Here is a 12,160-nt window from a genome sequence, read left to right as displayed (position 1 = left end):
ATGCCTGATTACTCTTATCGCCCGGCGGCACAGCTGCGCCAGGCGCTGCTTGACGGCGCGGAGCTGGCGCTGGTCGACCTTCGCGAAGAGGCGGAGTTCGCCCGCAATCATCCGCTGTTTGCCGCTAACCTGCCGCTGAGCAAGCTGGAGCTGGAAATTTTCCGTCGCGTACCGCGCCTGACGACGCCGATTACCGTGTATGACAACGGCGAAGGTCTGGCGGAACTGGCCGTTGAGCGTCTGCATAGCTGGGGCTATCAGGACGTTGCGCTGCTGGAAGGCGGCCTGCAAGGCTGGCAGCGCAGCGGCGGAGAGCTGTTTCAGGATGTCAATTCACCGAGCAAAGCCTTCGGCGAACTGGTGGAAAGCAAGCGGCATACGCCCTCGCTGAGCGCCGAAGAAGTGAAAGACCTGCTCAACGGTCAGCAGGAGGTAGTTATCGTCGACGCGCGCCGCTTCGATGAGTATCAAACTATGAATATTCCCGGCAGCATCAGCGTGCCCGGCGCAGAGCTGGCGCTGCGTATTGAGGGGCTGCTCCCTTCGCCGCAGACCACGGTTATCGTCAACTGCGCGGGACGCACCCGCAGCATTATCGGTACCCAGTCGTTACGTAACGCCGGTTTGCCCAATCCGGTCTACGCGCTGCGTAACGGCACCATCGGCTGGACCTTAGCCGGGCTTGAACTCGAACATAGTCAGCAGCGGCGCTACGATACAGATTTTCACGCCTCAGCCGAACGCGTGGCGGAAGTGAAACAGCTAGCCGAGCGCGCGGGGGTGATTTTTATCGATAGTGACACCGTTAAGCGCTGGCAGCGGCAGCCCGAACGTACCACGTATCTATTCGATGTACGCAGCCCGGAAGAGTACGCTGCGGGCCATCTGCCGCAGAGCGTGAGCGCTCCCGGCGGGCAGCTGATACAGGAAACCGATCATTTCGCCAGCGTGCGCGGGGCGCGGATTGTGCTGGTTGCCGATGATGAGATTCGTGCACCGATAACCGCCTCCTGGCTGGCGCAGATGGGCTGGGAGGTTGCGGTATTAAACGATGTGCGGCGGGATGATTTTAACGAGCGCGGAACCCCAGCCATCAGCGTCCCTCCGGGACCGCAGGCGGAGGAGATTTCGCCACTGCAGCTGGCGGAACAGCTACGGGAGCCGGGTACCGTGGTGCTGGATTTCACCACCAGCGCCAACTATGTCGCCCGACATATTCCCGGCGCGTACTGGCTGGTGCGCGCGCAGCTGCGTCAGGCACTGGAGACAATCCCCTCAGCTGAACGTTACGTTGTCACCTGTGGCAGCAGCCTGCTGGCAAGATACGCGGTGCCGGAAGTGGCGGCATTAACCGGTAAACCGGTACAGCTATTGAGCGGCGGGACGCTGGCGTGGATTAGCGCCGGACTGGCGCTGGAGCATGGTGAGACGCATCTGGCGACGCCGCGTAGCGATCGCTATCGCCGTCCGTATGAGGGAACCGATAACTCCCCTGCGGCAATGCAGGCCTACCTCGACTGGGAGTTCGGCCTGGTTGAACAGCTGGCATGCGATGGCACGCACGGGTTTAAGGTATTGTAAATCTTCTCGCTCGCGCTGCGCTTAGCAGGGCTACCGGTTCACAGGCACCTGCGGGCCGGTAGCCCGGGTAAGGCGTTTACGCCGCGACCCGGGAAACCACATCCAGCGCAGCTTCGGATGATCTCCCCGGTGGCGGCTGACGCCTTACCGGGGCTACGGGTTCATCACCGTCTGCGGGCGGTAGCCCGGACAGATGCGCAGCATCGCCTCCGGGAGTTTCTCGGCACCTACCGAAATCAGATCTCTGGCGTGGTTTTAAAACCGGTCAGCATCAGCATTGGCTCCTGCTGCGCGAAAGCCGGGTCGAAATGGTAGCTGTTGCCCTGACGGTCGCCGCCAATATACCAGGAGATCTCGGTTTTACCTTCCGCCAGCGCCTTACGCACCGCTTTATCAACGTTCACCATCCGGTATTCCCGCGATGAATTCAGATATAACGAGGCATCAGAGCTGTAGTTGCAGGACGGACGATGGTTCCAGGTCACGCTATCTGCGCTCCAGTCGTTGCTCGCCGGATAGAAGAAGATCTGATCCGCACCGTTGGTTTCCACTTTACCGCCGTAAATCCGCACCTGATATTTAAACAGTGAGGTGTCCTGCCCCTGCGGCAGCGGCGGGATCTGGAATTTCACCAGCGTCATGGTTTCCGGATTATGCGTGCGACCACCGTTCTTCCAGTTATCGCTCACCACCAGATTTTCTGGCGCAGCATGCGTAGCAGTCGGTTCGGTACTGTCTACCAGCGCGTTCTCTTCCACCGTCGTGAAACCATATGGCACCGCGCTCCCGCAATCGATCCCCTTGTTCATGCAGCGCTCGGTCATATAGTGCGCCGCGTCTACCGTCCAGCCGTTCATAAAATCAGCGTGGGCGGAGTAGATGCTACCCCAGTGTTCTTCACGTACATCACCGTTCATTACCGGATCCATCGACAGCTCAACCTTCGCCGTATCGAGAGATTTAATCTGTGGCAGAACATAGGCGATATTCATATTCACCGTCGGCATTTTGACCGGATAAGCGGTCGGGCAGGCACCATTTACGTCGTAGGTTGCGTTGCTATGTCCATGATGTGGCTTCAGGTTGACGCCATCCCAGCAGTTAGGGAACTGAATACCGATATTAAACTGTACCGCGTCACCCGCTTTACGCAGCCCGCAGACCTCTCCGGCTTTGTTGCTGTAGCCTTTGCCGTTAGCGCACAGAAAAGTGATGCGCGAACTGGGTGCCGAACCGTGGTGATCGCCAGCCAGCAGTTCGAGGCCTGCCGGGAACGGATGCAGCGGATGTTGTTCCACTTTGGTGGTCTGGTAATAGGTTTTCTGGTAGGCAGGCGTCACCACCTGGCCATCCGGTAGCTTCATCGACGGTGCCCAGTAGGCAGAGCTGTCGGCTTTGTTATCGCAGGTAGTTTCCGGCTGGTCGCGCAGCGTCTGGTAAGTAGACACCGCATCGGTATGGGTGTTGCCGAAAAAGTCATGCCACATGGCCTGATTCGGCTTACCGAACATCATAATGGCGTCATCGCCGAGCGTATGGTGATAAGCGCAAACCACATGAGCCTGCGGGCCAGCATGAGCGGAAAAAGCGCTGGCGGCCAGCAGCGGGGCGAGACTTAAAGCGAACGAGTTCAATTTCATTTTGCAATCCTCCTTGTTTGAAGGAGTGCAGAGATAGCAAACGCCCGCCGATGTTACACATCATCAATCATCATTTCGTCTCATCAACTCATCATCGCCCGGCTCGCGCATGATCCAGGAATACTGGAACGACTTCTCTGCCGGCGTATGGGTGCGGCGGCGAAACGACCCCAACGACTGCGGCGTACAGTAGGTGCAGCTCCCCAACCACTCCATATTTTCATCAGGCACGCCCGCATTGCGCAGCAGCAGTTCGGCAAAAGCCCGCAGGTCAAACCATAAATTATCGCTGCTGGTCGCTTTCGCCCGAGCCCCCTCAGACGGGGTCTGATGAGGCTGAAAAATACGTTCACGATGGCGTTTTGCCAGTTCGCCCGCAGGCATTGCCAGCAGCGCTTGATAAAAATCCGACGAAACTTCGTAGCAGCATGAGTGAATATGCGGCCCGCTCACCACCACCAGCTCTTCGGGAGAAACCTGATAACGCCGAAACAGCGCGAGGCTATTTTCGATGATCCCGCTGGCCGCGCCGCGCCAGCCCGCGTGGACGCTACAGATATAGCGCCCGTCTCGCGAAGCCATCAGCAGCGGCAGGCAATCGGCGGTCACCACGCCCATCTTCTGCCCCCTGACGGCGGTAAACATCGCGTCGGCGTGGGGTCGCTCCGCCTGCGGTGCCTGATAGTGATGTACGACGTTGCCGTGAACCAGCTTGACCGGCGCCATTTCGCCGTAGGGAAAGGAGGCAGTTTCATGAACATCGAGAAAGGCGTAGCGGATGCCGGGGATATCGCTCAATAAGCGGGATGTAAAAGACATGATGCTCGGAAGAATCAATGGATGATGATTTAACGTATGCCAAAGTGGGTGGATGCGCAAGGTAAGGTATCCTGCGAGCGACTTCCCCTCACCCTAACCCTCTCCCCAAAGGGGCGAGGGAACGGTTTTGAGCGCCTTTTTATTATGGAGCTCCCTCGGCTACAAGCAACAACCTTCTGCGGGCGGGTAGCCCGGGCAAGGCGCAGCTTTTCCGCGCCGCCCCCGGGAATAAGCGAAAATGCTCAGGCCAGCGCCGCGCGCTTTTGTCGGCTCATCAGCCAGAACACCGCCGCACCTGCCAGCAAAATTCCGGGAGCCGAAGCCGCCATCACGCCGAGGGTGCCGGTGCCCAGCGCGAGCATTTTTCCCGCCAGCAGCGGGCCGCTCATTGCCCCTAAACGCCCTATCGCCACCGCAGTCCCCACCCCGGTCGCGCGGATTTCGGTGCGATAAAACAGCGGCGCCAGGGCATACAGCACGCTCTGCCCGCCGGTGGCGAACAGTCCGGCAACAAATCCCGAAAACAGCATCGCGCCAAGAGACGATGCAGTGCCCAGCGCCAGCAGCGACGCCAGCATGCCGGTGTAAATCAACAGCGACATCCACAGCGGGCTGAGCTTATCCATCAGCGCCCCCAGCAGCAGCGTACCGCTGGCGGCACCGAACTGGAGAACAAACATCACGCCCGCCGCCTCGCTGGCGCTGAAACCCTGACCGACTAACAGCATCGGCAGCCAGTTAATCAGCATATACACCACCAGCAGCGTGAAGAAATAGCACAGCCACAGCAGCAACGTGGCGGCGGCGTTACCCGGCGCGAGCAGCGTACGCAACGGCACGCCTTCCACGCTGCGCCGAAAGACCGGCGATTCCGGCAGCCAACGCATTAATAACGGTACCAACAGCAGCGGAACGACACCGCCAACCCAGAATACCGTTTGCCATGCCGAAGCGAGGCCGAAAAAGCCCAGCGCCGCCGCCAGCGCTGCGCCAATCGGCACGCCGCAGTACATCAGGCTCACCGCCCTGCCGCGAAAGCGCGGACCGGCTGCCTCGGAAGTTAAAGCAATCAGATTGGGTAGGGCAGCGCCCAGCCCAACGCCGGTCAACAGCCTGGCCAGCAGTAGCGTCGGGTAATTCCACGCCAGAGCGGTGGCGATGGAGAACAGGCCAAAGAGCAGAACCGAGCCCAGCAGAATACGCTTGCGCCCATAACGATCCGCCAGAATGCCGCCCACCAGCGCGCCGGGCAGCAGGCCGAGGATCCCGGCGCTAAAAATCCAGCCCATCTGCATTTTATCCAGCGCGAACGCCTGCGCCATGCCGACGGCGGCAATGCCCGCCGCCTGCAGATCCAGCCCTTCCATCAGGGCCACCATAAAACAGAGCCCGACGGTTAACATCAGGCGTGAATTGCTTGCAGTCGTGGTTTGGGTCATAGGGTACCTTTGCGATATCCGGATAATCGGAGCAGGTGAATGGCGGCTGATACGTTGCCAGCCGCGCATTGAGACTGATGACAAACCCTAAAAAGAGCACGGACGATCCCCTCTCCCCTTAGGGGAGAGGGTTAGGGTGAGGGGAATCTGCTGATTAATCAGCTCGTTAAAACCCTCACCCCGGCCCTCTCCCTGAAAGGGAGAGGGAGAAAAACGAACCCTCATTCGCTTTTAAGCACATTTGCCATCAGCCGCGCGTTTCTTCTATTTGTTACGATTAAGCAGGTCCAGCGCGACGTCGACGATCATATCTTCCTGACCGCCCACCATCCGCCGCTTGCCGAGTTCGACGAGAATATCCACCGCGCTCAGGCCGTAGCGCGCCGCCGCCACTTCACTATGGCGCAGGAAGCTCGAGTACACCCCGGCATAGCCCAGCGCCAGCGTTTCGCGGTCAACGCGCACCGGACGGTCCTGTAGCGGGCGCACCAGCTCATCGGCGGCGTTCATTAAGGCGTAGAGATCGGTACCGTGGTTCCAGCCGAGTTTGTCGGCGGCGGCGATAAAGACCTCCAGCGGCGCGTTGCCTGCTCCAGCGCCCATCCCAGCCAGGCTGGCGTCGATGCGGTCACAGCCCTCTTCCACCGCGGCGATGGAGTTGGCAACGCCGAGGCTCAGGTTATGGTGCGCGTGCATTCCGGTAGCGGTTTCCGGCTTCAGCACCGCCTTCAGGGCGCGAAAACGATCGCGAATGTCGTTCATATTCATCGCCCCGCCGGAATCGACCACGTAGATACAGGTTGCACCGTAGGATTCCATCTTCAGCGCCTGCTGCGCCAACTGCTCCGGGGTGGTCATATGGCTCATCATCAGGAAACCAACGGTGTCCATGCCCAGCTCGCGAGCGAAGGCGATATGCTGCGCCGAGACATCCGCTTCGGTGCAATGAGTTGCGACCCGCACCACCCGAGCCCCGGCCTGATAGGCGTTTTTCAGGTCGTGGAGGGTGCCGATACCGGGTAGCAGTAAAGTGGCAATTTTCGCCTGGCTGACCGACTCCGCCGCTGCTTCAATCCACTCGAGGTCGCTGTGCGCGCCGAATCCGTAGTTGAAGCTCGACCCTTGCAGACCGTCGCCGTGCGCCACTTCTATTGAATCGACCCCCGCGCTATCCAGCGCCCGGGCAATCTGGCGCACATTATCCAGTGAATACTGATGGCGAATAGCATGCATCCCATCACGCAGGGTCACGTCTGAGATATAGAGTTTTTTGCCGTTCATGCTGCTTCTCCCGCCGCACCGTTCATCGCCTGAGCCATTTTTTCCGCCGTCGCTAACGCCGCCGAGGTCATAATATCGAGGTTACCCGCCCAGGCGGGCAGGTAGTGAGCTGCCCCTTCAACTTCCAGATAAACCGCCGTTTTCAGGCCGGAGATGCGGCCAATACCCGGCAAGTTCACCGGTTTATCTTCCGGGATCACTTCAAACTGCACCTGCTGCTTCAGGCGATAGCCCGGCACATAAGCCTGTACCGCCGCCGCCATCTCTTCAATTGAGGCGGCAATTTCCTGCTGCGATGCCATTTCACTCAGCATATAAACGGTATCGCGCATCATCAGCGGTGGCTCCGCTGGATTCAGCACAATAATCGCTTTGCCCTTCGCCGCGCCGCCGACTTTCTCAATGGCCTGCGAGGTGGTTTCGGTAAATTCATCGATATTAGCCCGTGTCCCCGGACCGGCGGATTTGCTGGCGATCGAGGCGATGATTTCCGCGTAATAGACTTTCGCCACTCGCGATACCGCCGCCACCATCGGGATGGTCGCCTGGCCGCCGCAGGTCACCATATTAACGTTGCCCTGTTGCAGATTGGCATCAAGGTTGACCACCGGTACGCAGTACGGGCCAATAGCCGCCGGGGTCAGGTCGATAACGCGAATTCCCGGTTTGGCTTCGCGCAGCGCGGCGTCGTTTTTCATGTGCGCGCCAGCGCTGGTGGCATCAAAGACAAAATCGATGTCGGCGAATTCCGCCATCTGCATCAATCCACCCACTCCCTCGTGGGTGGTGGCGACATCCATACGCCGCGCACGCGCCAGCCCGTCGGATTCAGGGTCGATACCGACCATCACCGCCATCTCCAGATGCTGCCCATGGCGCAGAATTTTGATCATTAAATCGGTGCCAATATTACCGGAGCCGATAATCGCAACTTTACGTTTACGCATGACTGCCTTCCTCTCCGGCGACAAAACTAGCCGCCACTGAACCTAACCCCTCAATATGGGCTTCAAAACGATCGCCCGCGTTAATCGCCACCATCGGCCCCAGCGCGCCGGTCAGCACGATATCCCCCGCTCGCAGCGGCTCGCCAAGGCTGGCCATTTTGCGCGCCAGCCATACCGCCGCGTTCAGCGGATGACCGAGACATTCGCTGCCGCGCCCGCTGGAGACTTCCTCCTGATTGCGGGTCATGCGCATGGTGCAGTTTTTCAGATCCAACCCGGCAGGTCGCCGCGCCGGGCTGCCGATCACGTAGACGCCGCAGGAAGCGTTATCAGCTACCGTATCAACGAAACCAATCGACCAGTCGCGAATGCGGCTGCCGACCACTTCCAGCGCGGGCAGCACCCAGTCAATGGCGGCATACAGCTCATCAAAGGTGGTATCGGCATGCGGCAGATCGTGTTTAAGCACGAGGGCGATTTCGGCCTCCACTTTCGGCTGCAAAACACGGGAGAACGGCACATTGGCGTTATCGCCGTAGCACATATCGGCAAACAGGGTGCCGAAGTCCGGCTGGTCAACGCCCAGCTGTTGTTGCACTTTGGGATGGGTCAGTCCGACCTTGCGCCCCACTACCCGGCGCCCCCTGGCGACGTGGTGCTGGACGTTGAGCCGCTGGATGGCGTAGGCAGCTTCGGCGTTGTCGACGCCAATAATATCGCGCAGCGGTTCAATCGCCTGCCCTTGGGTTTCGGCCTCGCGCAGCCGCTGTGCCAGTTGTTCAAGAGATAACGTGGTCATGATGATTCCTTAAGTCCGCGCCAGAAAATCGAGCACTAGCTGGTTGAAGCTATCCGCGTGTTCCCACTGCGCCCAGTGGCCGCAGTCGCGATAGATATGCAGTTCAGAGCCGTTAATGCCTGCCAGCAGACGCAGCCCGGCGTCCATCGGTACGAAGCGGTCGTTACGCCCCCAAACGATCAAGGTCCGGGCGCTGATTTCTCCAAGGCGCGGGCTGAAGTCCGGGAACTGCTTCGGATTGGCTTCCAGGCTTTTGACAAAGTTGTCCAGATGATCCCGCCGCGACAGCATATTGTTGAGGCGCGCTTCGAACAGCGCTTCGGTCAGATCGCGGGTATCGAAAACAAAGATATTCATCATCTTTTTCAGGTTTTCGATGGTCGGTTCGCGGTACAGGCCGTTGAGCAGCTTGATCCCTTCCGTCGGCATCGGCGTAAACAGGCTCATGCCGCCGGTTCCGCCGCCCATCAGCACCAGTTTGCCAACGCGTTCCGGCCAGCTCAGGGTAAAGGCCACCGCGCTGTGGCCGCCCATGGAGTTGCCCAGCAGATGCGCTTTGCTGATATCCAGTTGGTCAACGACGCTTTTCAGCACCCGGGCGTTGAGATCAGAACGGGAACCACCGTTGATGATAGAGTCGCTTTTCCCCCAGCCGGGGCAGTCCAGCAGAATCACCCGGTAGCCCGCCTCGACCAGCGGATCGATATTGCGGCTGAAGTTAGCCCAGCCGGTAGCGCCGGGGCCGGAGCCGTGCAGCAGGACCACGGTTTCATCGCCCTGGCCGCAGTCGTTAAAGTGAATGCGTAAGGTTTTTCCGTCCTCTTCAACGTTGAGGAAACGACTGGTAGCGGCTTCGGTTTGTGGTTGATAGCTCATATGTTCTCCCTTTTATTCAGTTCTGCGTGGCGGCACTCAGCGAGCCAAATCCGGCAATCCACTCGGGGATGGGTCGGTAATAGCGGCCTTCGCTGCGCCAGTTGCCAAAAGCGGATAGCGCAGCAAAGGCGGCTACCCAGGTTTTAATTTCGTGCGTCGATTTACCCGCCATCGCCGACAGCTCTTCGTTACTCACGGCATCCAGCTCCGCCAGCCGCCCCTGCTCCAGCAGGCTCATAAAGCGGTTATCCCAGATGGGGTTGAGCGGATAGAGCGAGTTTTGATCCTTAATAAACTGCTTCGCCGCGCCGATTACCCGCTGCTGGCGCAGCTCGCGCTCGTCCGGCGGCAGCTGTTTGCCGCTGCCCAGCAGCCGGTCGCGCATATGCGCATCAGCCTTCGCCAGCTCCGGGACCGGCGGCTGGTGCGAAAGTCCACCGGAACCGAGGATCAGTACGCGTTTATTGAGAGTGGTGAGAAAGCGGCCGATGGCTTCGCCCAGCATCCGGGTGCGCTGAAACCCCGGCAGCGGCGTCGCCACGCCGTTGATAAACACCGGCAGAACCGGCAGCTTATCCAGCCCGCCGAGCAGAAACTCCAGCGGTTGCGCAAAGCCATGATCCACCTGCATACAGTAAGAGACCGCCAGGTCGATACCGTCTTTCATCACCGCGTGAGCGCAGGCCTCCGCCAGCGCCGTCGGCACCGGTAGCTCGCCGCTGGCGCTGGCGAAATCGCCAATAGAGGTTGCGCCAATGCCCAGGCAGAACGGTGGCATCACGTCGTAGAAAAAGCCGTTGTAGTGATCGGGGGCAAACAGCACCACCAGTTCCGGGTCGAAGGCGGCAATTCGCGCCCGCGCGTCGGCGATCACGCCGTTGACCTCGTCCAGCACCGCCTGCTCCGGGTCAACATAGCCCACCAGCGGGGTATGCGAGAGACAATGAAGATAGGCATTCATATCAGGCCACCTGTTCAATCTTTGCTGCGGGTTGCGCGGATGCCAGCTGCATTTTACTCGCCAGCGCATCAAGCTTATTGCCCAGGGTTTGCGGTATCGCCACGGTGGCGACGAAGCGGTCCGGACGCACGACGGCGATGGCGGTATCGTGCTGCGCAAACCAGCTTTTCAGGCGATTTTGCGTGTCGCCGAGGCGAATGACGCCGGGAACGTTGTCCTGGTCGCAATGAATCTGCACCTCCGGCACCACCTGGATAAAACGCACTCCGGCGGCGCGCCAGCGGGAAATCTGCTCATCGCTCAGCCCCCATTGCGGGTTACAGCCCCAGCCGATGATGGCAAAGTTCGCGCCAATCACCTCATCCAGCAGCGTGACGTCACCGTTTTCAAGCGTGACCTTCGGCTGGATAAACATCTTGCCGACCGGGGAATTTTTGCCTTCGCCTTCCGCCAGCAGCGCGCCATCTTGATACTGCGGCATCGGCTTGAAGCGCATTTCGAGGAAGTAGCGTTTAACCGGCGGCAGATAGTTGAGCAGCCAGGTAACGCCATCGCGTACCGCGCCGTGCCAGCGTTTCGGCGGCGCCAGAACGTTACCGGCGGTGACCGACAGATCGATCATCGCTTTCGCGTGGTCCCGGCGCTCCTGCTGGTAACTATCGAGCAGCGACTCTCCGGCCTGACCGTTCACCACCAGCGCCAGCTTCCACGCCAGATTGAAGGCATCGCGCATGCCGCTGTTGTAACCCTGCCCCTGCCAGACCGGCATGATGTGCGCGGCGTCGCCCGCCAGCAGTATGCGATCCACGCGAAAGCGTTCGGCGATGCGCGCGTTATGGGTATAGACGCGCTGGCGGATCAGCTCGACGTTATCCGGGTCCGGCAGCACCTTGCTCAGCAGCTTGCGCATATTGTCCGGCTCGCTCAACTGGGCCTCGGTTTCACCTGGCATCACCATAAATTCAAAGCGGCGTACCCCGTGCGGCAGCGCGGCGGAGACGTACGGGCGCACCGGGTCGCAGCACAGATAGACATGCGGAGTGGCAAGCGGGTCGTTAGCAATATCGATAACAATCCACTGATTCGGCGCGGTTTTCCCTTCAAAGGGAATATTCAGCGCCCGGCGAATAATGCTGGCGCCGCCGTCGCAGGCCACCAGCCAGTCGGCGCGTACGGTTTCGTGCTCGCCATCGCTGCCGTGTAGGTTTAACGTGACACCGTCACTATCCTGGCTGAAGGCTTCAACTTCGCGGGAGAACAAGCAGCGTACGTGGGGGAAGCGGCTCAGGCCGTCATACATCACCCCATCCACCTGCGGTTGAATAAAAGCGTTGCGGCGCGACCAGCCAAACTCGTCGGTCATCGGCTGAATATCGGCGAAGCAGCGCCCTTTCGGAGTCAGAAAGCGCATGGCGTGCCACGGCGTGGTGTGCGGCAGCACGTTGTCCACCAGTCCGACGGCCTGCATCGCCCGCAGCGCTTCATCGTCGATACCGATGGCGCGGGGGTAATCGATCAGTGAATCCAGCTTCTCAATCAGCAGCACGCTGACGCCCATTTGCCCCAGGTAGTTGGCGATCATCAGACCAACAGGGCCAGCACCGGCAATCGCCACCTGGGCGGTATGCTGCACGACCGGTTGGATATCAGGATTAGATGTTGTCATTTCAAAACCTCACGCTTCGGTCAAATTGCCGCTATCTGGAAAACATCAACAACGCGGCAACTTGTTAATTAAATGTGAATATATTTTTATAGTGAGGTCAGTATAGAGTTGCTAAATTGCGCTACAATCAAAACATCATCAGATGTGCACC

The 12,160-nt window shown here is 59.6% G+C and carries 10 protein-coding genes; 1 reads left to right on the top strand and 9 read right to left on the bottom strand.

Going from position 1 to position 12,160, the window contains the following annotated elements; genetic code table 11:
- Positions 1-1,581, top strand: a complete 1,581-nt coding sequence (locus tag HV213_RS12650) for a rhodanese homology domain-containing protein (protein WP_181485930.1) — start codon at positions 1-3, stop codon at positions 1,579-1,581.
- A 236-nt stretch (positions 1,582-1,817) separates the two neighbouring features.
- Here the strand turns inward: HV213_RS12650 and HV213_RS12645 are convergent, their stop codons facing one another.
- The 9 genes from HV213_RS12645 to HV213_RS12605 all read right to left on the bottom strand — a co-directional run bounded on the left by HV213_RS12645 (position 1,818) and on the right by HV213_RS12605 (position 12,009).
- A complete protein-coding gene (locus HV213_RS12645) occupies positions 1,818-3,221 on the bottom strand; it encodes a CBM96 family carbohydrate-binding protein (RefSeq protein ID WP_181485929.1) in 1,404 nt (467 codons plus the stop codon).
- A gap of 63 nt (positions 3,222-3,284) precedes the next feature.
- A complete protein-coding gene (locus HV213_RS12640) occupies positions 3,285-4,040 on the bottom strand; it encodes a purine nucleoside phosphorylase YfiH/LACC1 family protein (RefSeq protein ID WP_181485928.1) in 756 nt (251 codons plus the stop codon).
- Between the two features lie 242 nt (positions 4,041-4,282).
- On the bottom strand, positions 4,283-5,479 hold the full coding sequence (gene mhpT / locus HV213_RS12635) for a 3-(3-hydroxy-phenyl)propionate transporter MhpT (RefSeq protein ID WP_181485927.1): 1,197 nt from the start codon (positions 5,477-5,479) through the stop codon (positions 4,283-4,285).
- A gap of 264 nt (positions 5,480-5,743) precedes the next feature.
- Complete coding sequence (gene mhpE / locus HV213_RS12630; RefSeq protein WP_181485926.1) at positions 5,744-6,760, bottom strand: 4-hydroxy-2-oxovalerate aldolase; 1,017 nt, start codon at positions 6,758-6,760, stop codon at positions 5,744-5,746.
- Positions 6,757-7,707, bottom strand: a complete 951-nt coding sequence (gene mhpF, locus HV213_RS12625; RefSeq protein WP_181485925.1) for an acetaldehyde dehydrogenase — start codon at positions 7,705-7,707, stop codon at positions 6,757-6,759. Before mhpF ends, mhpE begins: the two co-directional genes overlap by 4 nt.
- Entirely contained in the window at positions 7,700-8,506 is an 807-nt protein-coding gene (mhpD, locus tag HV213_RS12620; protein WP_181485924.1) for a 2-keto-4-pentenoate hydratase, read from the bottom strand. The genes mhpF and mhpD overlap by 8 nt, the downstream gene beginning before the upstream one ends.
- 9 nt (positions 8,507-8,515) lie before the next feature.
- Positions 8,516-9,382: a 2-hydroxy-6-oxonona-2,4-dienedioate hydrolase gene (gene mhpC / locus HV213_RS12615; RefSeq protein WP_181485923.1), complete on the bottom strand. Its 867-nt coding sequence runs from the start codon at positions 9,380-9,382 to the stop codon at positions 8,516-8,518.
- Positions 9,383-9,398: 16 nt separating this feature from the next.
- Positions 9,399-10,343, bottom strand: coding sequence for a 2,3-dihydroxyphenylpropionate/2,3-dihydroxicinnamic acid 1,2-dioxygenase (gene mhpB / locus HV213_RS12610; RefSeq protein WP_181485922.1), 945 nt, complete (start codon positions 10,341-10,343; stop codon positions 9,399-9,401).
- Position 10,344: 1 nt separating this feature from the next.
- Positions 10,345-12,009: a bifunctional 3-(3-hydroxy-phenyl)propionate/3-hydroxycinnamic acid hydroxylase gene (locus HV213_RS12605; RefSeq protein ID WP_181485921.1), complete on the bottom strand. Its 1,665-nt coding sequence runs from the start codon at positions 12,007-12,009 to the stop codon at positions 10,345-10,347.
- Between the last annotated feature and the right edge of the window lie 151 nt (positions 12,010-12,160).

This window comes from Klebsiella sp. RHBSTW-00484, from assembly GCF_013705725.1.
In the GTDB taxonomy this organism is placed as follows: Bacteria; Pseudomonadota; Gammaproteobacteria; order Enterobacterales; family Enterobacteriaceae; genus Klebsiella.
Note: the sequence above shows the minus strand (reverse complement) of the source record. Positions and strands in the feature narration are given on the sequence as shown.

Excerpts from the sequence above, each read along its gene's own strand:
- mhpT (WP_181485927.1), bottom strand. The coding sequence starts at position 5,479 with ATGACCCAAACCACGACTGCAAGCAATTCACGCCTGATGTTAACCGTC.
- mhpC (WP_181485923.1), bottom strand. The coding sequence starts at position 9,382 with ATGAGCTATCAACCACAAACCGAAGCCGCTACCAGTCGTTTCCTCAAC.
- mhpB (WP_181485922.1), bottom strand. The coding sequence starts at position 10,343 with ATGAATGCCTATCTTCATTGTCTCTCGCATACCCCGCTGGTGGGCTAT.
- HV213_RS12605 (WP_181485921.1), bottom strand. The coding sequence starts at position 12,009 with ATGACAACATCTAATCCTGATATCCAACCGGTCGTGCAGCATACCGCC.
- HV213_RS12640 (WP_181485928.1), bottom strand. The coding sequence starts at position 4,040 with ATGTCTTTTACATCCCGCTTATTGAGCGATATCCCCGGCATCCGCTAC.
- mhpE (WP_181485926.1), bottom strand. The coding sequence starts at position 6,760 with ATGAACGGCAAAAAACTCTATATCTCAGACGTGACCCTGCGTGATGGG.
- mhpF (WP_181485925.1), bottom strand. The coding sequence starts at position 7,707 with ATGCGTAAACGTAAAGTTGCGATTATCGGCTCCGGTAATATTGGCACC.
- HV213_RS12650 (WP_181485930.1), top strand. The coding sequence starts at position 1 with ATGCCTGATTACTCTTATCGCCCGGCGGCACAGCTGCGCCAGGCGCTG.
- mhpD (WP_181485924.1), bottom strand. The coding sequence starts at position 8,506 with ATGACCACGTTATCTCTTGAACAACTGGCACAGCGGCTGCGCGAGGCC.
- HV213_RS12645 (WP_181485929.1), bottom strand. The coding sequence starts at position 3,221 with ATGAAATTGAACTCGTTCGCTTTAAGTCTCGCCCCGCTGCTGGCCGCC.